At 68.8% G+C, this 19,967-nt stretch carries 19 protein-coding genes; 4 read left to right on the top strand and 15 right to left on the bottom strand.

What is annotated here, in order from left to right:
• Positions 1 to 13: 13 nt before the first annotated feature.
• The 10 genes from ACQ86M_RS18820 to ACQ86M_RS18775 form a co-directional block, all read right to left on the bottom strand.
• On the bottom strand, positions 14 to 853 hold the full coding sequence (locus ACQ86M_RS18820) for a carbohydrate ABC transporter permease (protein WP_431246564.1): 840 nt from the start codon (positions 851 to 853) through the stop codon (positions 14 to 16).
• On the bottom strand, positions 850 to 1,803 hold the full coding sequence (locus tag ACQ86M_RS18815; RefSeq protein ID WP_431246563.1) for a carbohydrate ABC transporter permease: 954 nt from the start codon (positions 1,801 to 1,803) through the stop codon (positions 850 to 852). Before ACQ86M_RS18815 ends, ACQ86M_RS18820 begins: the two co-directional genes overlap by 4 nt.
• On the bottom strand, positions 1,803 to 3,080 hold the full coding sequence (locus ACQ86M_RS18810) for an ABC transporter substrate-binding protein (protein WP_431246562.1): 1,278 nt from the start codon (positions 3,078 to 3,080) through the stop codon (positions 1,803 to 1,805). Before ACQ86M_RS18810 ends, ACQ86M_RS18815 begins: the two co-directional genes overlap by 1 nt.
• A 169-nt stretch (positions 3,081 to 3,249) precedes the next feature.
• Complete coding sequence (locus tag ACQ86M_RS18805) at positions 3,250 to 4,374, bottom strand: M20/M25/M40 family metallo-hydrolase (protein WP_431246561.1); 1,125 nt, start codon at positions 4,372 to 4,374, stop codon at positions 3,250 to 3,252.
• A 29-nt stretch (positions 4,375 to 4,403) separates the two neighbouring features.
• Entirely contained in the window at positions 4,404 to 5,183 is a 780-nt protein-coding gene (locus ACQ86M_RS18800) for an IclR family transcriptional regulator (protein WP_431246560.1), read from the bottom strand.
• A gap of 60 nt (positions 5,184 to 5,243) precedes the next feature.
• Positions 5,244 to 6,422, bottom strand: a complete 1,179-nt coding sequence (locus ACQ86M_RS18795; RefSeq protein WP_431246559.1) for a pyridoxal-phosphate-dependent aminotransferase family protein — start codon at positions 6,420 to 6,422, stop codon at positions 5,244 to 5,246.
• Complete coding sequence (locus tag ACQ86M_RS18790) at positions 6,419 to 7,351, bottom strand: ABC transporter permease (RefSeq protein WP_431246558.1); 933 nt, start codon at positions 7,349 to 7,351, stop codon at positions 6,419 to 6,421. The genes ACQ86M_RS18795 and ACQ86M_RS18790 overlap by 4 nt, the downstream gene beginning before the upstream one ends.
• The gene (locus ACQ86M_RS18785) at positions 7,348 to 8,469 is read right to left on the bottom strand and encodes a putative B6 ABC transporter permease subunit 2 (RefSeq protein WP_431220000.1); all 1,122 of its coding nucleotides are present in this window, start codon (positions 8,467 to 8,469) and stop codon (positions 7,348 to 7,350) included. Before ACQ86M_RS18785 ends, ACQ86M_RS18790 begins: the two co-directional genes overlap by 4 nt.
• Positions 8,456 to 10,063, bottom strand: a complete 1,608-nt coding sequence (locus ACQ86M_RS18780; protein ID WP_431246557.1) for a putative B6 ABC transporter ATP-binding protein — start codon at positions 10,061 to 10,063, stop codon at positions 8,456 to 8,458. The genes ACQ86M_RS18785 and ACQ86M_RS18780 overlap by 14 nt, the downstream gene beginning before the upstream one ends.
• Positions 10,064 to 10,145: 82 nt before the next feature.
• Positions 10,146 to 11,228: a putative B6 ABC transporter substrate-binding protein gene (locus ACQ86M_RS18775; protein ID WP_431246556.1), complete on the bottom strand. Its 1,083-nt coding sequence runs from the start codon at positions 11,226 to 11,228 to the stop codon at positions 10,146 to 10,148.
• 187 nt (positions 11,229 to 11,415) lie between these two features.
• On the opposite strand from ACQ86M_RS18775, the gene ACQ86M_RS18770 reads away from it, so the two are divergent.
• From ACQ86M_RS18770 to ACQ86M_RS18755, 4 genes are all read left to right on the top strand, one after another.
• Positions 11,416 to 11,847, top strand: coding sequence for a hypothetical protein (locus tag ACQ86M_RS18770; RefSeq protein WP_431246555.1), 432 nt, complete (start codon positions 11,416 to 11,418; stop codon positions 11,845 to 11,847).
• Between the two features lie 95 nt (positions 11,848 to 11,942).
• Complete coding sequence (gene pldA, locus ACQ86M_RS18765) at positions 11,943 to 12,701, top strand: 4-pyridoxolactonase (RefSeq protein ID WP_431246554.1); 759 nt, start codon at positions 11,943 to 11,945, stop codon at positions 12,699 to 12,701.
• Positions 12,702 to 12,791: 90 nt separating this feature from the next.
• The gene (gene pldH / locus ACQ86M_RS18760) at positions 12,792 to 13,520 is read left to right on the top strand and encodes a pyridoxal 4-dehydrogenase, SDR-type (protein WP_431246553.1); all 729 of its coding nucleotides are present in this window, start codon (positions 12,792 to 12,794) and stop codon (positions 13,518 to 13,520) included.
• A gap of 2 nt (positions 13,521 to 13,522) precedes the next feature.
• Positions 13,523 to 15,046, top strand: a complete 1,524-nt coding sequence (locus ACQ86M_RS18755; RefSeq protein WP_431246552.1) for a GMC family oxidoreductase — start codon at positions 13,523 to 13,525, stop codon at positions 15,044 to 15,046.
• On the opposite strand, the gene ACQ86M_RS18750 is transcribed toward ACQ86M_RS18755, so the two are convergent.
• From ACQ86M_RS18750 to ACQ86M_RS18730, 5 genes are read right to left on the bottom strand one after another with little or no spacing between them, the layout of a single operon-like run.
• Positions 15,047 to 15,499: a YbhB/YbcL family Raf kinase inhibitor-like protein gene (locus ACQ86M_RS18750; protein WP_431246551.1), complete on the bottom strand. Its 453-nt coding sequence runs from the start codon at positions 15,497 to 15,499 to the stop codon at positions 15,047 to 15,049.
• Positions 15,483 to 16,346 (bottom strand): alpha/beta fold hydrolase, encoded by an 864-nt coding sequence (locus ACQ86M_RS18745; RefSeq protein ID WP_431246550.1) that lies wholly within the window; start codon positions 16,344 to 16,346, stop codon positions 15,483 to 15,485. The genes ACQ86M_RS18750 and ACQ86M_RS18745 overlap by 17 nt, the downstream gene beginning before the upstream one ends.
• A gap of 2 nt (positions 16,347 to 16,348) precedes the next feature.
• Entirely contained in the window at positions 16,349 to 18,088 is a 1,740-nt protein-coding gene (locus ACQ86M_RS18740; RefSeq protein WP_431246549.1) for a 3-hydroxyacyl-CoA dehydrogenase NAD-binding domain-containing protein, read from the bottom strand.
• Positions 18,089 to 18,127: 39 nt separating this feature from the next.
• Positions 18,128 to 18,730 carry an amino acid synthesis family protein gene (locus ACQ86M_RS18735; RefSeq protein ID WP_431219991.1) on the bottom strand — a complete coding sequence of 201 codons (603 nt, stop codon included), beginning with the start codon at positions 18,728 to 18,730 and terminating at the stop codon, positions 18,128 to 18,130.
• Positions 18,731 to 18,767: 37 nt separating this feature from the next.
• The gene (locus tag ACQ86M_RS18730; protein ID WP_431247919.1) at positions 18,768 to 19,886 is read right to left on the bottom strand and encodes an FAD-dependent oxidoreductase; all 1,119 of its coding nucleotides are present in this window, start codon (positions 19,884 to 19,886) and stop codon (positions 18,768 to 18,770) included.
• Between the last annotated feature and the right edge of the window lie 81 nt (positions 19,887 to 19,967).

Raw genomic sequence — 19,967 nt, 5'->3', positions numbered from 1 at the left:
GGCGACTCCTCCCTCAACCCTTGACGGCGCCGAGCGTGAGCCCGGCCACGATGTGACGCTGCAGCAGCAGAGTGAGCAGGATGACGGGGATCGAGTAGACGACGGCGAGGGCCGTCATCGACCCCCAGTCGAGCCCGAACTGCGTCTGGAAGTTCGCGATGACGATCGGCGTGGTCTGCGACCGCACGGCGGTGAGGAGCAGCGCGAACAGGAACTCGTTCCAGCTGGCGAGGAAGGCGAAGATCGCCGTGACCGCGACGCCCCCGGCCGTGACGGGGATGACGACGCGGCAGAGCGCGCCGAGCCGGCTGTTCCCGTCGATCTTCGCCGCCTCTTCGAGCTCGCCCGGGACCGCCTCGAAGAAGCTCGACATGAGCCAGATCGACAGCGGGAGGGAGATCGTGGTGTGGGCGATCGCCAACGCCAGCGAGGTGTCGGAGATGCCCAGATTGCGGAAGATCGAGATCATGGGGACGCCGATGACGATCGGGGGGACCATCCGGGCGACCAGCGCGAGGACGATGAAGATCCTGCCCGTGCGGGTGCGGAACCGGGTCACCGCGTAGGCGGCGGGAATCGCGAGCACGAGGGAGATGAGCGTGCTCAGGACGGCGGTGATGATGCTGTTGATGAACGAGGCGACGACCCCGTCGCGGGTGAGCGCCGAGACGTAGTTGTCCACCGTCCACACGCTGGGGAGCAGCTTCGGCGGGACCGAGATCGTCTCGAGCGGCGTCTTGAACGACGTGAACAGCATGTAGAGGAACGGGAAGCCGTACAGCACGACCACCGCGATCAGGATCAGCCAGAGCACCGCACGGGAGCTCAGGCGACGCGCTTCCAGTCCGTTCATCGCTCGGTCTCGCTTCCCGGCCGCCAGATGGTGAGGATCGCGAACAGAGCGACGGCCAGCATCGCGATCAGGTAGATGGTCCCCATCGCGCTGGCAAGGCCCGGGTCGCCGAAGCGCACCATCGTGCGGTAGATCAGCAGGGAGAGCGTCTCGGTACTCTGCTGCGGTCCGCCGTTGGTCTGGATGACGATCACGTCGAAGGCGCGGGCGGCGTCGATGCCGCGGACGATCAGCGCGACGGCGATCACCGGCCGGAGCAGCGGGATGATGATGCGGAACAGGATGGTCGTGTACCGGGCGCCGTCGAGCCGTGCCGCCTCGATCACATCCCCGGGGATGTTCTGCAGGCCGGCGAAGAGCACCAGGGTGATGAAGGATGTGGTGAGCCAGATGTCCGGGATGGCGACGGAGAACAGGGCGATGTTCGGGTCGCTCAGCCACTGGATCTGGTCGCTGGAGTGGATGATCCCGGCGGTCTTCAGCAGCTCGTTGACGATGCCGAAGTTGTCGATGAGCAGGAACCGCCAGAGCAGGCCGGCGACGATCGGGGCGATCATCAGCGGGTACAGGAAGATCGTGCGGAACACGCGCGAGGAGTTGCCCAGCGACGTGAACAGGAGTGCCACCAGCAGTCCGAGCACGAACTCGAAGGCGACCACGATCACCGTGTAGAGGATGGTCCGCCAGACGGCGTTGGTGAAATCCGAGCTCGTCAACGCGGTGACGTAGTTCTCGAAGCCGACGAACTCGCGTGGGCCTCCGGCGATCGGGCTGATCGTGAAGAAGCTGTCGCCGACGAACTGGAGCAGCGGCCATCCGATGAAGACGGCGAGGAAGAGCCCGGCCGGCAGCATCAGCAGTGCGGCGAACCGCCGGTCGGCGGTGCGGAGGGAACGTTGACGAGGAGAGCGGAGTGGGCGGCCGGCGCGGCCGCCCACTCGCTGCTCCATCACTTGACCAGCGATTGGACCTGCTCCTTTGCGGCGTTGAGCAGCGCCTGCTTGTCAGCACCGGGCTGCAACGACTTCTGGATCATCGGGACGAGGACCGTGTCCACGATCTGCTGCCATTTCGGCGTCGCCGGCCGCGGGATGGTCGCTTCGGCGTCCAGCGTGTCCACCAGCGGCTTGTAGTTCTCGTAACCGGGCTGGTCCTGGTACTTCTCGAACGCCGACTTGCGGGCGACCAGACCGAGGGCCGTCTTGGCGCTGAGCGCGTTGTGCTCGTAGGCGAACTTCACGAAGTCCAGTCCCTGCTGCTGCTTCGTGCTCGCCTTGGCGACCGACAGGTACCAGGCGCCGGGGACCCCGGCGATTCCACCGGGCCCCGCGATCATCGGGGCGACGCCGACCTTGCCGTACACCGACGCGTCCTTGGGGATCTGCCGGTACGCGTGGGCCCAGAACCGCATCATGGCGGTCTTGCCCTGGTTGAACAGGTTCTGCGCGCCGGCCCAGTCGAGCTGAGCGGAGCCGGCGGGCGCGTACTTCTGCAGTCCGGTGTAGAAGTCGAGCGCCTTCAGGCTGTTCTCGTTGCCGAGGGAGATCTCGCTGCCCGAGTTGTCGAGCACCATGGTCTTCTCGCCGGTCTGCGACAGGGTGGCGAGGTACTCGGTCTCGACCGCGCCCTTCACGTCCGTGCCATAGAGACCCTTGTCGGGCTGCGTGAAGAACTCGGCGGCGTCCTGGTACTGCTGCCAGGTGGTCGGGGGGACCAGGTCGTAGCCGTACTTCGCCTTGAACGCGGTCTTGTTCGCCGCGTCGTCGAAGAGGTCCTTCCGGTAGTAGAGGATCTCGGAGTTCGTCCAGACCGGCATGCCCGCATAGATGCCGTCGACGTTCGCCTCCTTGACGAGCGCGGGGAACAGGTCGCTCTTCACATCGGAGGTGAACAGCTTGTCGAGCGGGGTGACGGCGTCTCTGAAGGCGGGAAGCCAGATGGCGTCGAGCGCCGCGACGTCGAAGGAGACGGTCCCGGACGTGAACTCGCTGTTGAGGCGGTTGTAGAGGCCGTCGTACGGCAACTCCACGAAGGTCACCTTCGTCCCGGTGTCCTTCTTGTAGAGGTCGGCGATCGGCTGCAGCTCGGCGTGGCCGCCGGCCTCGACGAGGACCGTGATGGATTTGTCGGACGAGGAACCGCCCCCGCCTCCGACGCCGCACCCGGCGAGGGTGAGCGCAACCGCGGCGCCGACTGCTGCGGCGGCCGCGAACTTCTTACGAAGCATCGTTACTCCGAATCTGCTGTGCAGCGGGTGGCTGCATGGATGAGGATACTGGTGCCAAGACGTTTTGGCAAAACGTCTTGGCACGAAGATAAAGAGACGTGGGGGCAGCGGTCAACTGCCAAACGGTGCCAAAATGCCAAAACTTGCCCAACCCGGCGTCGGCTGATGGCTACGCGGCCCCGGCCCCCAGCCGCACCGCCGAGAGCGCCACGATCCGCGCGATGTCGCGCGCCATCGCCCGCCCGGCCTCCCCGGCGAACTGCTCGGCGCCGAGATCGGTGTGGAAGCCCCAGCCTCCCGGTCGCCCCACCCCGACGAGGGCGGCGGGCACCCGGAGGGCCGCGTTGCCGAAGTCGGTCGCGAACGGCAGGGGCGTCGGATTCGTCTCGGGATCTCTGCCGAACGCCCGGAACGCGTCGAGCACGGTCGCCGTCACGCTTTCGTCGGGGCGGATGGCCGCGATGGCGGCACTCGAGCTCCACTCCGCGCCGGGCAGACGGTCGTGGACGGACGCGGCGAGCGCCCGGGCGCCGTCCTCCGACTCGTCGAAGACCAGGATGCGGACCGTCAGCGTGAGGCCGGAGCCCTCCTCGACATCTCCGTCCAGGAACGCCGACTCGACCATGACGCGGCCCGGGTCGTACTCCGCCAGCAGCTCCCGCAGGCCGTCCAGGGCGCGGTGCGGTGCGACCTCCGTTCCGCTCCGGAGGGTGCGGGAACCGGCGACGACCGCCGTCTCCCTCCGCATCCACAGGCTCTGCTGCCAGACCGTGTCGATGAACTCGGGATGCGGGTAGAGGAGGGCGTCGAGGTCGTCGACCGCGCCCGAGGCGGCGAGCCGCGCCTTCCCGCTGCCGAGCCGGCGCGTGCCGGGCGAATGGATCTCGTCGGCGGGCGCGCCGACCACCACGAAGCGGCCGGCCCACCTCGTGCAGAGGGCCGCCAGCGCCAACGCCGCGCCCACGACGCCCGCCGACTGGGGTCCGTGCCCGCAGGAGTGGACCGCGGCATCGGTGCCGTCAAGGCGTTTCGCGCAGGCGGCGTCGTACACCGCGACGACGCCGACCGCCGCGCCGGGCAGGCCGCCGTCGATCTCGGCGCGGAAGGCCGTCGGCATGCCCGCGATGCCGCTTTCCACCCGTGCTCCGGCGGCCTCCAGCACTCCGCAGAGCGCCGCAGCCGAGAGGAACTCCTCGTGCGCCAGCTCGGGATGGGCGTGGATCTCGTCGATGAGTCCCCCGATCGCCGGGAGCTGCTGCTCGACGGCCTCCAGAACCTCGTCGTCCCGCACCATGGCGCCGTCCTTCCGTCAGTCGTCGCCCGTCAGTCGTCGGGCGACCACACCCGTCGCTCGACCAGCGTGGCGAGCGTCGCCTCGAAGTCGTTCGCCGCGGCCTTCACCGCGGCATCCAGCTCGGCGTGCCGGTCGGCCACCCGGTAGGCGGGGGCGACGACCGACACCGCACCGATCAATTGCCCGTGCGCGCGGACCGGCGCCGCGCAGGCCCAGACGCCCTCATCCACCTCGCCGAAGCTCTCCGCGATCTCGTCGTCGAGGATGCGCGCCAGGTCGGCCTCGATCTCCTTCCGCGCCTCGGCGGAGAGCGGCGGCGTCAGCTTCTCGAAGTACTGCTTGCGCCGCGCCGGCGGGTAGCCGGCGAGGAGCACCTTCGCACCGGCGCCCTTGTGCAGCGGCATCACGTGACCGGGCTGGAACGAGATCGTGATCGCGTGATCGGAGTCCGAGATCGCAAGGCACACCGCGGCGTCGTTGAGCCGGCGCAGGTAGAGCGCGGTCTCCCCCGTCGCCTCGCGCAGCTGGTCGAGGATCGGCTGCGCCTCCACCCGGTAGTCGAGCGTGCGCTCGGCCGCCTGAGCCAGCTGCAGGATCTGCGGCGACAGCACGTAGCGCCCCTTCGTGCGCTCCTCGATCAGGTACATCTCGCGCAGGAGCGAGATGTACCGGTAGGCGCTCGGCAGCGAGATGTCGTGGGCTTCGATCAGCTCGTCCACCGTCAGCTCCGGCTTGGTCTGGCTGAACTGCAGCAGGATCTGCAGTGCCCGCCGAGCGCTGTCGACTCCCTTGGTGCGCTGAACGGTCATCGGAGCATCCTTCCTGCCGGAGCGGTCGGTCCGTGCTGTATCCACCATCGCCCGGGGGCCCTAGCCGCGCTGCTCACTCAGGACCGCAAGCGCGGCGTCCACCCCGGCGCCGACGTCGACATGCCACCCCAGGTCCATCAGAGCTCGTCCGAGCGCAGAGATCCCCACGATCGGGAACAGACCGCTCGCCGTCGGTCCCATGTGGGCAATGCGAATGATGTTACCGGCCCCCTGACCGCTGGACAACATGACCCCGTAGCGGTCGCGGACGTGGGTGCGGACCTGCACGTCGTCGAGTCCCGCGGGGACCGCGACGGAGGTCACGCAGGCCGCCGCGATGTCCTCGGAGACCGGCCAGAGGTCGAGACCCATCGCGCGCACGCCCGCACGCGTCACCGCTGCGGAGGCCGCGTGGCGGGCGATCGCCGCATCCACTCCCTCGTCGAGGATCTGGTCGAGGCACGACGCCAGGCCGTGCATGTCGGAGACCGACGGCGTGTACGGGAACGCTCCGCCGTCGAGCCACTTCTCCTTCCAGTCCAGAAGGGAGAGGTAGGAGGCGCGCGGGGCGTTCTCGTTCCGCCGGATCGCGTCCCAGGCGGCCGAACTCACCGAGACCAGCGCCACACCGGGAGGACCGCCCAGGCTCTTCTGGGCGCCGGCGACGCAGACATCCAGTCCGAAGTCGTCGGTGCGGAACTCCATGCTGCCGACGCCGGAGACGGTGTCGACCAGGGTGAGGACGCCGCGTTCCCGGCAGATCGGCCCGATGCGCGACACGTCGCTCACCGTGCCGGACGGGGTCTCCGACGCGACGACGGTGACCAGCTCGATCTCCGGATGCGCGTCCAGGTACTCCGCGACCCGCTCGGGCGCGACTGCATCGTTGTACGGCACCTCGATCTCGTGGAGCTCGGCGCCGAAGTCGCGCAGCCAGTACCCCATCCCCTTGCCGAACACGCCCTGAACCAGGTTGAGCACGGGCATCCCGGGGCGGACCAGCGAACGCGCCGCGCCCTCCAGGCCGACGATCGCCTCGCCCTGCATGAGCACGATGTCGTTGCCGGTCTGGAAGAGCCGGGCGACCTTGCGTTCGGTCTCGCGGAACAGCTCCAGGAACTCGGGGTCGTAGTGGTACGTGATCGGTGAGCCGAGCGCTGCGAGGGTCTGCGCCGAGGCGACGGTCGGTCCCGCGGAGAGCGTGAAGTCGAGCCTGGACGTTACGGCGGTGTTCGTCATCGTGCACCTCTCGTGTAGGGAGCCCCCAGGACCGGGGAGATGTAGACGCTTCGGGCGAAGATGAGCAGCACGATCATGACGACGATGTACGGCAGCATCGAGATGATCTGCGGCGGGATGCTGATGCCGCCGAGCTGCAGCGCGGTTCCGAGCGCCTGCGTGAAGCCGTACAGGAGCGAGATCGCGGCCACGACCCAGATGCGGCCCCGGGAGAGCATGGTCACGACGATGGCGATGTACCCGACGCCGGCGGTCATGAACGGCGTGAAGGCGCCGGTCGAGAGCAGCGACAGGTAGGCGCCGCCGATGCCGCTGAAGAATCCTCCGAGGAGCACCGCCTGCGAGCGCGTCTTCATGACCGACCCTCCTGCGGCGTCGAGCGACGACGGCTGCTGGCCCGCGGCCCGGATGGAGAGACCCCAGTTCGTCCGCGAGAGCAGGAACGCCACCGCCACGGCGAGCAGGATGGAGACCCAGAACACCCCCGACTGGCTGAACACCGACGAGCCGACGGCGGGGATCGCCGAGAGGCCCGGGATCTGCCACCGGTCCGGTGCGATCGACGGCTGACTCTGGCCGTAGGTGTTGTGGTACAGCACGCTGGTGATGCCCTCGCCCGCGATCGTGATCGCGATGCCCAGCACGATCTGGTTGAGGCCGAGCCAGACGTTGAGGATCATGAGGACGAGCGAGATGGCGATGCCGCCGATCGCGCCGCCGAGCATCCCGATCCAGACGTTGTGGCTGGCGATCGCGCACACGTACCCGGTGTACGCGCCGATCAGCATCATCCCCTCGATTCCGAGGTTCAGGACGCCGGACTGCTCGCCGATGGTCTCACCCACGGCCGCGAGCATGAGGGGCATGGCGCCGGCGATGCAGGCGATGATGAACGCCGCGAGGAACGACGCGGTGAGGAGCTCGCTCATGCGTTGACCTTCCTCCGGGTGAGGACGAGCGCGGGCCTGCGGAAGGCCTCCTTCAGCTCGTCGGGCAGATAGCTCTGGCCGAGGTCGAGCTTCGTCCCGACGTACTCGGTGATCGTCATGAACACGAGGATCAGGGCGACGATGACCATCAGGAAGTCGGTGGACAGGCCGGCGTCGATGGACGCCACCGTCCCGCCGGTCGCGAAGATGGAGTAGAAGGCGATGAACGGGATGGACCCGATCGGGCTCAGCCGGGCGAGGAACACGAACGGCATGATGGTGGCGCCGTAGCCGGGGTTCCAGTTGTTCCGCACGTAGCCCCACTGGCCGAGGATGTCCATCGACGCCGCGAGGCCGATGAGGGCGCCGCTGATCAGGAACAGGACGATCGTCATCCACTTCGAGTTGATGCCGACGTGGCGGGCGGCCTTCGGGCTGGTGCCGAAGATGTCGAGCCGCAGACCGAACGACGTCCGGTTCAGGATGAACTGGAACACCACGGCGACCACCAGCGCGACGATGAACCCGATATGGATGCGCGTGCCGGGGATGAAGGGCAGCATGTCCCCGGTGTCGAGCGTGCGCGTCTGCGGCGTCCGCTGGTTCGGGTCCTGGAAGACGTACTCGATGAGGAGGCCGGTCAGACCGACGCCGATCGACGACATCACCAGGGTGGTGATGATCTCGTTGGTGCCGAACTGGGCCTTGAGCCAGGCCGGCAGCAGCGTCCAGAGCGCACCGATCGCCATCGCGAGCAGGGTCAGCGCCAGGTAGGTGAGGCCGGGGCCGACCTGCTTCATCATCGTCGGGCCGAGTCCGGCGACGAAGACCGCGGCCAGGAGGTACTGCCCGTCGTAGCCGAGGTTCCACAGCTGGCCGCGGAAGACCACGATGAGCCCGACGGCGATGATCAGGAGCGGCGTCATCATCACCAGGCTGTGCTGCCAGTTGCCGTCCATGATGCCGTTCTGGATGACGTCGCCGTAGAACGCGATCGGGTCCTTGCCCAGCGCGAGCAGGATGAACGCGGCGGTGATGAGCGCCAGGATCACCGGGATGATCGCGCGGATGACGACGCTGGTCGACCTCCGCGTCCGGCTCTGCTCAGATGCCTGCATGAGCGCCTCCGACCATGTACTGTCCCACTCTCTCTGCGGTGTTCTCCCCGTCGTTGTCGACCACTCCGACGATCTCGCCCTTGGAGATCACGCCGATCCGGTGCGACAGCTCGACGAGCTCGTCCAGTTCGGTGGAGATCAGCAGGACCGCCCCTCCGCCCGCCGCGAACTCGCGGAGCAGGTCGTGGACGAGGCGGACCGTCTTCAGGTCGAGCCCGTAGGTCGGCTTGTTGACGACGAGGACCTTGGCTCCCGGCGCGAGCTCGCGGGCGAGGAGGATCTTCTGGATGTTGCCGCCGGAGAGCGCGGCCGCACGGGTCGACGGCGACGGGGTTCGGATGGAGTACTCGTCGATGAGCTTCGTGGCCTCGGCGTTGACCGCCGGCCGGTTGATCTGCCCGAAGCGCCAGAACGGCGGCTTCCCGATGCGCTTGAGGACGAAGTTGAGCGCGACGCTGAGGTTGCCGACCGTGCCCTCATGGAGGCGGTCGTCGGTCACGTAACGCACGCCGAGCTCCTGCCGCTCGCGCACGCCGGTGCGGGTGATGTCCTTCCCCTGCAGCCGGACGGTCCCCTGGACCGCGGCGCGCTGCCCCGCGACCACTTCGGCCAGACCGGTCTGGCCGTGCCCGTCGATGCCCGCGATGCCGAAGATCTCGCCCGCCCGGATCTGCAGGCTGACGTCGGTCACGAGGACGTCCGTGGTGCGACCGGAGGAGGTGACGCCGTCGAGCTCGATGACGACCGGCCGGGCGCTCAGGTCGACCGGGGCGACTTCGCGCGTCGCCTCCGTGGCTCCGGCCAGGTCCGCGGCCTCGTCGAGCGTTCCCGCCTTGCGGAGGTCCTCGCCGAACATGGCGCGGAGGATCTCGGCCTGAGCCTGGTCCTCATCCAGCTCCTTCATCCGCTCGGGAGAGAGGAAGCCGACTTTCTTACCCGACCGGAGCACCGTGACGCAGTCGCCCATCGAGTACGCCTCGCGGAGCTTGTGCGTGATGAACACGACGCCGAGGCCACGCTCGGTGAGCCGGCCGATGCTCTCGGCGAGGTTGTCGATCGCGGAGGGCGTCAGCATGGAGGTCGGCTCGTCGAGGATGAGCAGCCTGCTGCCCTTCCACATCGCCTTCGCGATCTCGACCTGCTGCTGCTGGCCGAGGCCCAGGTCGCTCGCGAGCGTCCGCGGGTCGATCGACATTCCCAGCAAGGAGGAGAGCTCGTCGAGGCGTGAGCGCGCCTCCTTCTCCTTCAGCATGAGCCCCGACTCCCCGAGCATCAGGTTCTCGATGACCGTCAGGCTGGGGACGAGGGTCGAGTGCTGGTGCACGACGCCGATCCCGTAGCGCATGGCGATCTTCGGCGAGCCGATGGACACCGTCTCGCCGTCGATGGAGATGGTGCCGGAGTCGGGCAGCTGCATCCCGGCGAGGATGCTGATGAGCGTGGACTTGCCCGCTCCGTTCTCTCCGAGGAGGCAGTGCACCTGCCCGGAGACGAGGTCGAGGGAGATGTCGTCGTTGGCGACGACCCCCGGGAAGGCCTTGGTGATGTGGTTGAGCGAGATGACGCCGGTCAGGGGCACGGTATCCGTGGGCATGGGCGGGGACGGTCCTCCGGTCGGACGGCCCGGGTGGGGCGACGGTGTCGCCGCCCCACCCGGGAGGGGGTCGGTCAGCGGGTCACTTCGCGAGGATCTTGTCGAGCTGGTCCTTGGTCTGCGCCTGGTCGACCTTGATCGCGCCGGACTCGATCTTCGACGTCGCGTCCTTGACGGCGGACTTGATGTCGGAGGTCAGGTTCGGGGTGTCCTGCAGCAGCATCCCACCATTGGCGAGGTCGAGGTTGTAGGGCTTCTTGGCGTAGGTGCCCGCCTTGATGTCCTTGACCGCCTGCTCGTAGGTTCCGGTGAACGACCAGAGCGCCGAGGTCAGCAGCGCGTCCTTCGTCGTGAACAGGTCGGAGACATCGCCGATGTCGGCGATGTACTTCACCTTGTTGCCGGCGGCGTTGGCGTCGTTGACCGCGGCCACGTAGCCGACCGTCGCGCCGTCGCCCATGCCGAAGACGACGTCGTCGCCCTTGGCGATGAGCTGCTGCACGATGGACTTGCCGCCCTTCGAGTCGTCGTAGCCGGCGGCGGAGATGTAAGCGACGTCGATCTGCATCGACGGGTCGACGCTGCAGGCGCCTTCCGCGAAGCCGCCCGACATGGAGTACCAGTTCACGTCGTCGGCCGAGATGGCGACGCCGAGCTTCTTGCTCTGGGTGGTCTTGGCCGCGGCGATGCCTGCGAGGTAGCCGACCTGCTCCGCGCTGAAGGTGATGACGCCGACCTTGCCGGGCACCTGCTTGCTCGGGTAGTCGGTCACGAGCACGGGGACGCCGGTGTTGGCCTGGGCCTTGGCCGCGGCGTCGCCGAATCCGGAGGCGTGGGCGATCACGAAGCCGACGCCCGACTTCTTGGCCGCCTGCTCGATGTTGGTCTCGGGGTTGTCGTAGCCGACGTTCGGGTAGGCGTCGAGCTTGAGTCCGAGCTTGTCGGCGGCTGCCTGGGCGTCTTTGAGTCCGACCTGGTTCCAGCCGTGGTCGGCTTCGGTGGCCGGGGTGACGATGGCCATGCGGCTGAACGACGCTCCTGTGCTTCCGGACGTCGAACCGGCGCTCGTGTCGTTGCCGCGACCCGAGCACCCCGCGAGTAGGGCAACGACGGCGAGCGTCGAACCGGCCGCAAGGACCGTGCGCTTCAGAATGGAGCTGTGCATTGCGGGTTCCTCTCCTGGACGTGTACCGCGTCACTGCGAAACACACCACCGCGAGTGGGTTGTTTTCTCACAATGTGCGGATAGATGATGACACTATGAGAAGAAAGGGCGGTGGTCAATGCTGTTTCGGGGAGATTTACACAATCGAAACGATGCGCGCTACAGCCGCGCCGCTGCCGGTGCGGTCGTGGTCGCCGCCGCCCTGGCCCTAGCCGGATGCAGCGCCGCGCCGGCGCCGGCCGCATCCACCCCCTCCCACGGCTGGACCAACGTCGCCCAGGTGCCGAAGGACACCGAGGCGTTCGCCGCGCTCGGCACCGTGGCGCCACCCGCCGCGCGGCTGCAGAAGGGCTCGGAGGTTCGGGGCACGCAGTGCTGGACACCGTCGGAGCACCTCTTCCGCGACCGCACCGTCGCCCCGGCCAGCGTCTTCCGGGTGATCTGCCGCGTGCACTACGAACTCGATGCAGCGGCGCGCTACACGGATGTGGTCTGCATCGGCGACTTCGACAAGCAGCCGATGCTCAGCGAGTGCTACATCTGGAAGCCGCATCTGGGTCAGCCCACCTTCGACGACGGCGCATCCCTCTCGTCGCCGCCGCCCACACCTCTGCCCTGACCCTCGAACAGACCTCTTGACCGGGGCTGGCTCTCTCTCATATGGTGAAGCAAATTTCACAACATGCGAGAAACCCCCCTGCAGAGAGGTGAAACATGGCAGACCCGAAGGTGTACCTGCTCGACGGGGGAACCCTCGTCATCGACGCGTCGGATGTGCACTGGCACATCGACACCGGGACCCCTGTCCGCTTCCCCGTGTACTCCGTGCTGGTCGAGCATCCCGACGGGCTCATTCTCTACGACACGGGCTTCGATCTCGACCACGTGAACAAGGTGCTGCCGTTCGAGCTGCCCCAGCAGACGCCCGAGCAGACAATCCCGGCCCAGCTCGCGCTGTGCGGCTTCAAACCGGAGGACGTCGACATCGTCGTCAACTCGCACTTCCACTTCGACCACGTCGGCGGGAACAAGTACCTCACGAACGCGACCACGCTGGTGCACACGGCGGAGCTGCGCCAGGCGAAGGTGCCCGAGCCGTTCGAGCGGCTGGGCTACTCGGACCTGTCGTTCGACCACCCCGACGTGACCTACAAGCCGATCTCCGGCGACTACGAGATCGTGCCCGGTGTCTGGCTCTTCGAGACCCCCGGCCACACGGTCGGCCACTACTCGATGCTCGTCGAGATGAGCAACGAGCGGAGCATGCTGTTCTGCGGCGACGCCGCCTACACGCGAACGACGCTCGAGAAGGAGTGGATCGCCGGGTTCCACCTCGACCCCGCGAAGTCGGTGCAGGCCATCCGCCGGCTCAACTACCTCGGGCGCACCAAGAACGCCGACATCTACCCGTCGCACGAGCTCGCCTCGTTCGAGACCTGGAAGCTCGCCCCGGAGTACTACGGCGGCAACTGACCGCCGCCCGCGCACACAACCCGTCGTTCCACCACACAGTGTCGTTCCACCACCCAGTGTCGTCCCACCACACAGAGGAGATCCGCCCCCATGACTGAACAGCGTGTCGCGATCGTGACCGGAGCCGCCCAGGGCATCGGGGCGGCCATCGCCCGGGAGCTCGCCGGCGACGGCCACAAGGTCGTCGTCGCCGACCTCAACCTCGACGGCGCGACCGCGGTCGCCCAGGAGATCGACGGCGTCGCCAAGCTCCTCGACATCTCCGACGAAGCGGCCGTCGCCCGGGTCGTCGGCGAGGTGGTCGACGAGTTCGGCCGGATCGACATCCTCGTCAACAACGCCGGCCTGGTGCCGTTCACCCCGTGGGAGCAGCTCGACTTCGCCGAGTGGAAGCGCGTCTTCGACGTCAACGTCAACGGCCTCTACCTCATGACGAAGGCGGCCGGCGACGTGATGGCGCAGGGCGGCTACGGCCGGATCGTGAACATCGCCTCGAACACTTTCGTGGCCGGAACCCCGAACTGCGCGCACTACGTGGCGACCAAGGGCGCGTACATCGGCTTCACCCGGGCGCTCGCGGGCGAGATCGGCAAGAACGGCATCACCATCAACGCCGTCGCGCCCGGCATCATCGCCAGCGAGGGCGTGCTCTCCGGCCCCCACGCCGACGGCTTCGACTATGTCGTCCCGATGCAGGCGTTCGCCCGTCGCGGCGTGCCGAGCGACATCGGCCCGGCGGTCGCGTTCCTGGCCTCGGAGAAGGCGAGCTGGATCACCGGCCAGACGCTGGTGGTCGACGGCGGCCACACGCGCAACTGAGCATGAGCGGCACCGACGTCCTCATCATCGGCGCCGGCTCGGCCGGCAGCGTGCTCGCGGACCGGCTCAGCCGCGACCCCTCCCGCACGGTCACCGTGCTCGAGGCCGGGACGCGCATCACCGACCCCGACATGCGCCGGCCCGAGCTGTGGCCCTTCATCGACGGCCGGGACTACGACTGGGCCTACCGCACGACCCCGCAACCGGGCCTCGCCGGGCGCTCACTCGAGTGGCCCCGCGGCAAGGGCATCGGCGGGTCGAGCACCCTGCACGCGATGGCGCACATGCGCGGCTGCCGCGCCGACTTCGAGCGGTGGGTGGAGGCGACCGGCGATCGGCGGTGGTCCTGGGATGCGCTGCTCCCCGCGTTCGAGAGCATCGAATCCCGCCGCCCCGGCGAGCCCGGGCTGACCGTCATCGTCCCCGGTCCGGAGCTCAGCAGCCCCCTGGTGGCCGACTACCTGGCCGCGTGGGGCGAGCTCGGCGTCGAGCGCATCCCGGACCACAACCGCGGCGAGATGATCGGGGCGACGCCGAACTCGCTCACGATCGCGGACGGCCGCCGGGTGACCGCCTCCGACGCCTTCCTCGACCCGGCGCTCGGCCGGCCCAACCTCCACCTGGTGGATCGGGCGACGGTGCACACCCTCCTCATCGACCGCGGCCGCGTGGTCGGCGCCCGGTACGAGCGCGACGGCCGGCTGGAGACGATCCACGCCGACGTCGTCGTGCTCGCCGCCGGGGCGGTCGCCGACCCCCTGCTCCTGATGCGCTCGGGCGTCGGCGACCCGCCGACGCTGCGGGAGGCCGGGGTGACCGTCGTGGCGGAGAGCCCGGGCGTCGGCTCCAACCTGCACGACCACCTCCTCGGCGCCGGCAACGTCTACCGCTCCGCGACGACGGTCCCGCCGACGAAGCTCCAGCTGTCGGAGTCGATGACCTACCTGTCGGTAAACGGCCTCGACGTGCGCGCGGGAGCCCCGGACATCGTGGTCGGCTGCGTCGTGGGGCCGAGCGCCTCCGAGGTGTACCGCGGCGAACTCGACGGGCTGCCGACGGGCGGGGCGTACACCTTCCTCTTCGGCGTCACGAATCCGACGAGCCGCGGCTCGCTGCGGATCTCGGGCCCGGACGTCGACGACGCGCCGATCATCGACCCGCAGTACCTCTCCACCGAGCACGACCGCGCGCTGTTCCGCACGGCGTTCGAGCACGCCCGGCTGGTCGGCGGCGCGGAGGCCCTGGCCGGCTGGCGCTCCGACGAGCTGCTCCCCGGAGCGGACGTGACGAGCGCCGAGGACATCGACGCGTTCATCCAGCGCGCCGCGATCACCCACCACCATCCCGTCGGCACGCTCCGGATGGGCGCAGAGGATGCGGCCCCGGTCACCCCCGGCCTCGCCCTGCGGGCTCTCGACGGGTGCTACGTGGTCGACGCCTCCGTCATCCCGTCGATCACCGCCGGCCCGGTGCACGCGGCCGTCCTGGCGATCGCGGAGACGTTCGCCAGGACGTACGCGGACTGACTACTTCTGGAACGTGCCCACGAGCCGCGCCTGCTCGATCACGCGGTCGCCGTAGCCCGCGAGGAACTCCTCGCGGGCCGGCGCCCCCGTGACCGGTGCCGAGAGGGCGTAGACCCAGAAGTAGTAGTGGTGGACGCCGTGTCCCGCAGGCGGCATCGGTCCGCTCCACCCGGGCTCGCCGAGGCTGTTCGGGCCGACGCGCACGCCCTCGGCGTCCAGGTCGAGCGCACCGGCGCGCGGCGGGATGCCGTAGACCGTCCAGTGCGTGAACCCCTGGGGCAGCGGTGCGTCGGGGTCGTGGCACACCAGGGCGAGCTCGACCGTCCCGTCGGGCACACCGCTGATCTCGAGTCTCGGGATGCGGTTGTCGCCGTACGCCGAGTACTCCTCGGGGATGGGCGCGAGAGGGACGAGGTCGGGGCTGGTGACGGCGAGGTCAGCGAAGAGCGCCATGGGATCCTTCCGGGTCGAGAGTGAGCAGGTGGTCGAGTTCGGAGACCACGAGGGCGGGGTGCTCCTCGGGGACGTAGTGGTCGGTGGCCGGGTCGACGACCCAGCGGTCGTGCGGCCGGGATGCGACGGCGGGCGCCCACGCGGCGTCGGTGGTGATGCGGCTGAGGGCGCCGCGGAGGTGCGATATAGGAGCGGCGACCGCACGGAACTCCGCATCCCACGGCTCCCGGAGACCCTCGATGAGCTGCCGCATCGCGTTCGGGTCGGCGAGGGGGACGAGCCGCCCGTCTGCGTCGCGGCGGTAGCCCCAGCGCGCCCGCCGATCGACCGCGTCGGCCGGCATCATCGGATAGCGCGCCTGGAGGTAGTCGCGGACCTCGTCGATCGAGTCGAAGGAGCGGTTCCCGGCGTCCACGCGCACCAGGAGGTCGTCGAGCACGCTCCACTCCACCCACGGCGTGTAGTCGACGGCGAGCACGCCGCTGACCCGCTCGGGGAAGAGCGCCGCCGTGAGCCACGCGTTGCGCGCGCCGAGCGAGTGGCCGGCGACCAGCGCACGCTCGATGCCGAGGGCGTCCAGCACGGCGATCACGTCGCCGGCGAAGTCCGGGCCGCGGTATCCGGCGGCCGGCTTGCCGCTGCGCCCGTGCCCGCGCTGGTCGAGCGAGATCACGCGTGCGCGTGCCTCGAGGCCCTCGGCGATCGGCTCCCACACCGCGTGGTTCGCGGAGGTCCCGTGGAGCAGCACGACGGCCTGCCCGTCGCCCCGCACCCGGAACGCCACCTCCACGGCGGCGCCCCGGGTGACGAGCATCCCGTCGGGGCCGTGCTCGACGGTGATCGCCATGGTCAGACCGGGGTGATGCTGGTCAGGGTCTTCAGCGCAGCCACCAGGCCGGCGGTGATGTCCTTGCGCTTCGCATCCACCTCGCCGTCGGCGTAGTCGTACATGCCGCCGTTCGTCTTGAAGCCGAGCCGTCCCTGCTGAACCATGTCGGTGACGACGGCGGGCGTCTCGGTGCTGGCGTCCAGCTCCTTGTTCAGGTAGCTCGACACCGCGCTGTAGATGTCGAGTCCCGCCATGTCGAGCAGCCGTGTCGGCCCGATGACCGACAGCTTGTAGCCGATGCCCCACTTGACGCAGGTGTCGAGGCCCTCGGGGGTCACGATCCCCTCGTTGAGGAGGGCGACGCACTCGCGGAGGATCGCGTAGAGCACGCGGTTCTCCACGAACCCGGCGATCTCCTTCTCCACCACCGGGTTGTACCCGAACGCCTCCACGATTTCGACCAGCCGGTCGGTGACCGCCTGGTCGGTCTGGTCGCCGGGGACGACCTCGATCATCGGGATGAGGTGCGGCGGGTTCGACCAGTGCATCCCGATGAACCGGCCCGGCCGGGTCAGCGACGTGGACAGGGTCGAGATCGGGATGCCGGACGTGTTGCTTGCGATGATGACGTCGTCGCCGACGTGCTGCTCCACCTGGGCGAGCACGGACTGCTTCAGATCGAGCCTCTCCGGGACGGCCTCGATGACGAACTGCGTGCCGCCGAGCGCCTCGGCGATGTCCGTCGTGAACGAGATCGATCCGCCCTCGGCCTTGGGGCCGCCGACCTGGTCGAGCACCGAGGAGGCGAACGTCGAGGAGGTGCGGGCGCGCTCGATGGCGTCCGGACTGATGTCGTACACGCGGACTTCTGCTCCGGCGCGGGCGAGGGTCGCGGCGATGCCGGGGCCCATGGTGCCCGAGCCGACGATGGTTGCCACAGCGGGAAGGCTCATGATCGGTGCTCTCTTTCTGACGGGGTGTGCGATGGAGGCGGTCGGATCAGATCTGTGCGATGCCGATGCCCTGCAGTTGCTCGACGCGCTCGAGCTTGCGGTTGAAGTACATCCAGTAGTTGCGCTGCGCCTTCGGCGGGTAGATGCGGCGCTTCTTCTCGACGGTCTCGTCGTGGTCGGGCAGGGGAAGGAAGCGCCGGACTGGAGCAGGTCGAGCTGGAACTTCGACGCCCACTCGAGGAAGATCCCGGCGAGCGTCGCCTCGATCACGTTGTCGCCGACGAAGGCGACGCCGTGATTGCGGAGGAGGATCGCCTCCGCGTCGCCGAGCTGCGCCGCGACCGCCTTGCCGAGCTCCACGGTCGTCACGATGTGGCTCGTGTCGCTGAAGCGCGGAACGCCGTGCTCGGCGAACCACACGCCGTGGTTGCTGTACGGACCGAGCTCCTGATCGGTCGCGCCGAAGACGGTGGCGTAGTGCGAGTGCGAGTGCCCGACGACGTTCACATCCGGCCGGGCGCGCATGATCTCGGCGTGGAGCGGCCACTCCAGGTGACGGAGGCCCGTGCCTTCGAGCACGTTCCCGTCGAAGTCGATGAGGATGAAGTCGTCGCCCACCACCTCCGACAGGGCGAGGTTGCCGCGCTTGAGCCAGAGGCCCCGGCCGAAGGGGTCGCGGAAGGACAGATGGCCCATGGACATGTCGCCGTGGCCCTCGAGCTCGAGGATGCGGTGCGCGCGGGCGACGTCGTCGAGGGTGTTCGCGATCGACTCGTCCTCGTGATAACGGGCGGGGGTGTACGTCATTTCGTTCTCCTGACTCGTTCGGTCGGTCCGGGGTCGGGGCTAGCGGGAGGCGTCGTGCTTGGCCAGTGCTTCGTCGCGCGTCATGCCGCCGACGCGGTGGTGCACCCGCCCGCCGGTCGCCACGGCGACGCAGATGAGCAGCTCGTCGGGGCGGGGCGCGTCGGGGAACGTGACGGTCAGCGCGTCGTAGTGCGACCGCACGTAGAGCTCGTCCTTGAAGGCGAGCGGGATGTCGAGGGATGCCCCGGCGGAGGCCGTCTTGGTCGCCGACGAGATCCAGGCGCGGCCACCGCCGACGGCCTCCCGGAACGCGTCGCCGAACACGGTCGTCACGCACGCGACGACGTGGTCCTGCTCGCCGTTGACCCCGGCGATCCCGCCCTTGCCGTATCCCTCGACCGGCCTCCCGCCGAGCAGCGCGCGGGCGCGGGCGCCGAGGGCGGTGCCCAGGCTCGGGCTCGGCGTCGTCAGCGGGGACAGGTCCTCCACGTAGCGGCCGGCGAAGGGGTTCTTGATCACCACGGCCGCGGCGGCCTTGATCAAGGGCTCCTCGGCGACGGGGCCGCCCTCGTGAGCGACCTCCTGCACGAAGGCGAACCATTCCCTGACCTCGTAGTACGGGTCGAGCGGGGGGAACGTCATCGGTGATCTCCTTTCGCGAAGGCCCGGACGGCCTTCTTCATCGCGCGACGACTTCGTGTCGGCGGGGGTCGGTCGGATCGTAGAGCGCGGTCTCATTGTTCTCGCCGACGAACTGCCCGCCCTTCGACATGCCGCGGGTGTCCGCGTAGTTCTGCGAGCGCGTCTGGCAGCGGTCCGTGTACGGCCGTTCGAGCCGCTCCCATTCGACGAGAGCGTCGGGGATGTCGGAGACGGCGGCGGCCGAGGCGGCCTCCGCCACGGTGTAGGCGTTCATCATGGCGCACCCGCCGCCCTGCGCCAGGGCCGGGGCCATCGCGTGTGCGGCGTCTCCGACGAGCGCCACCCGGCCGCGCGTCCACTGCTCGAGGCGGTTGGTCTGGTACCGGAAGTACTTGCCCTCGATCTTCGCCGCCTCCTCCAGCACGGGCGTGAGCTGCGGATGGATGGAGGTCCAGACGTCGAGGTTGATCGTCGGAGCGGCCGATCCCTCCGCGTCGTCCGCCGGCGCCATCAGCGCGATGTAGAGCTCGCGCTCGTTGGCGGGCGTGTAGAGCACCCGGAGCACGCGCGGCTCGAGGTTCCAGAAGTCGATGACGTTGTCCCACTCGGTGTCCGGCTCGATGCGCTGGAGCGCCTCCTTGCAGCGCGGCACCAGGAACCGCGTGATGCCGTCTCGCGCCTGGTGCCGCTCGTAGCGGATGCCCAGCGAGTCCCTCACCACGGAGCCGACCCCGTCCGCCCCGATCACCAGGTCGCCCGACGTCTCCGTCCCGTCGGCCATCCGGAGGGTGCCGTCTTCGCCGGCAGCGACCACTTCGGAACCGGTCACGATCTCGACACCGGCGCGCCGTGCCGCCCCGGACAGCACCGAGTGCAGAAACGGCCGGGTCATCGTGCGCCACGGGATGCCCGGGACGGCTTCGTCCGAGACGATCCTGTTCTGCATGCGGGTCTCGTAGTACGGGGGCCGCATCGAACCGCTCTCGATCTCCTCCGTCAGCCCGAAGGCGTCGAGCACGCGCAGCGTGTTGTTCCAGAGGACGATGCCGGCACCCTGCTCCCGGAGCTCCTTGCCCTTCTCATGCACGCGCACGGTCCATCCCCGTCGCGCGAGGGCGATGGCGGCGGTCAGACCAGCGAATCCGGCGCCCGCGATCTCGGCATGCCGGGAGCCCCCTGGCTCACTTCCGTTTCACGTTCCACGAGACCTCAATTCTTACAATGTAAAACTGATTTA

Source organism: Leifsonia xyli subsp. cynodontis (genome assembly GCF_050632205.1).
Lineage (GTDB): Bacteria > Actinomycetota > Actinomycetes > Actinomycetales > Microbacteriaceae > Leifsonia > Leifsonia xyli_D.
The sequence above is the reverse complement of the archived record's forward strand: the minus strand, read 5'-3'. Positions and strand labels throughout refer to the sequence as shown.

Coding starts and splice junctions, on each gene's coding strand:
- ACQ86M_RS18820 (WP_431246564.1), bottom strand. CDS start 853: ATGAACGGACTGGAAGCGCGTCGCCTGAGCTCCCGTGCGGTGCTCTGG.
- ACQ86M_RS18815 (WP_431246563.1), bottom strand. CDS start 1,803: ATGGAGCAGCGAGTGGGCGGCCGCGCCGGCCGCCCACTCCGCTCTCCT.
- ACQ86M_RS18810 (WP_431246562.1), bottom strand. CDS start 3,080: ATGCTTCGTAAGAAGTTCGCGGCCGCCGCAGCAGTCGGCGCCGCGGTT.
- ACQ86M_RS18805 (WP_431246561.1), bottom strand. CDS start 4,374: ATGGTGCGGGACGACGAGGTTCTGGAGGCCGTCGAGCAGCAGCTCCCG.
- ACQ86M_RS18800 (WP_431246560.1), bottom strand. CDS start 5,183: ATGACCGTTCAGCGCACCAAGGGAGTCGACAGCGCTCGGCGGGCACTG.
- ACQ86M_RS18795 (WP_431246559.1), bottom strand. CDS start 6,422: ATGACGAACACCGCCGTAACGTCCAGGCTCGACTTCACGCTCTCCGCG.
- ACQ86M_RS18790 (WP_431246558.1), bottom strand. CDS start 7,351: ATGAGCGAGCTCCTCACCGCGTCGTTCCTCGCGGCGTTCATCATCGCC.
- ACQ86M_RS18785 (WP_431220000.1), bottom strand. CDS start 8,469: ATGCAGGCATCTGAGCAGAGCCGGACGCGGAGGTCGACCAGCGTCGTC.
- ACQ86M_RS18780 (WP_431246557.1), bottom strand. CDS start 10,063: ATGCCCACGGATACCGTGCCCCTGACCGGCGTCATCTCGCTCAACCAC.
- ACQ86M_RS18775 (WP_431246556.1), bottom strand. CDS start 11,228: ATGCACAGCTCCATTCTGAAGCGCACGGTCCTTGCGGCCGGTTCGACG.
- pldA (WP_431246554.1), top strand. CDS start 11,943: ATGGCAGACCCGAAGGTGTACCTGCTCGACGGGGGAACCCTCGTCATC.
- pldH (WP_431246553.1), top strand. CDS start 12,792: ATGACTGAACAGCGTGTCGCGATCGTGACCGGAGCCGCCCAGGGCATC.
- ACQ86M_RS18755 (WP_431246552.1), top strand. CDS start 13,523: ATGAGCGGCACCGACGTCCTCATCATCGGCGCCGGCTCGGCCGGCAGC.
- ACQ86M_RS18750 (WP_431246551.1), bottom strand. CDS start 15,499: ATGGCGCTCTTCGCTGACCTCGCCGTCACCAGCCCCGACCTCGTCCCT.
- ACQ86M_RS18745 (WP_431246550.1), bottom strand. CDS start 16,346: ATGGCGATCACCGTCGAGCACGGCCCCGACGGGATGCTCGTCACCCGG.
- ACQ86M_RS18740 (WP_431246549.1), bottom strand. CDS start 18,088: ATGACGTACACCCCCGCCCGTTATCACGAGGACGAGTCGATCGCGAAC.
- ACQ86M_RS18735 (WP_431219991.1), bottom strand. CDS start 18,730: ATGACGTTCCCCCCGCTCGACCCGTACTACGAGGTCAGGGAATGGTTC.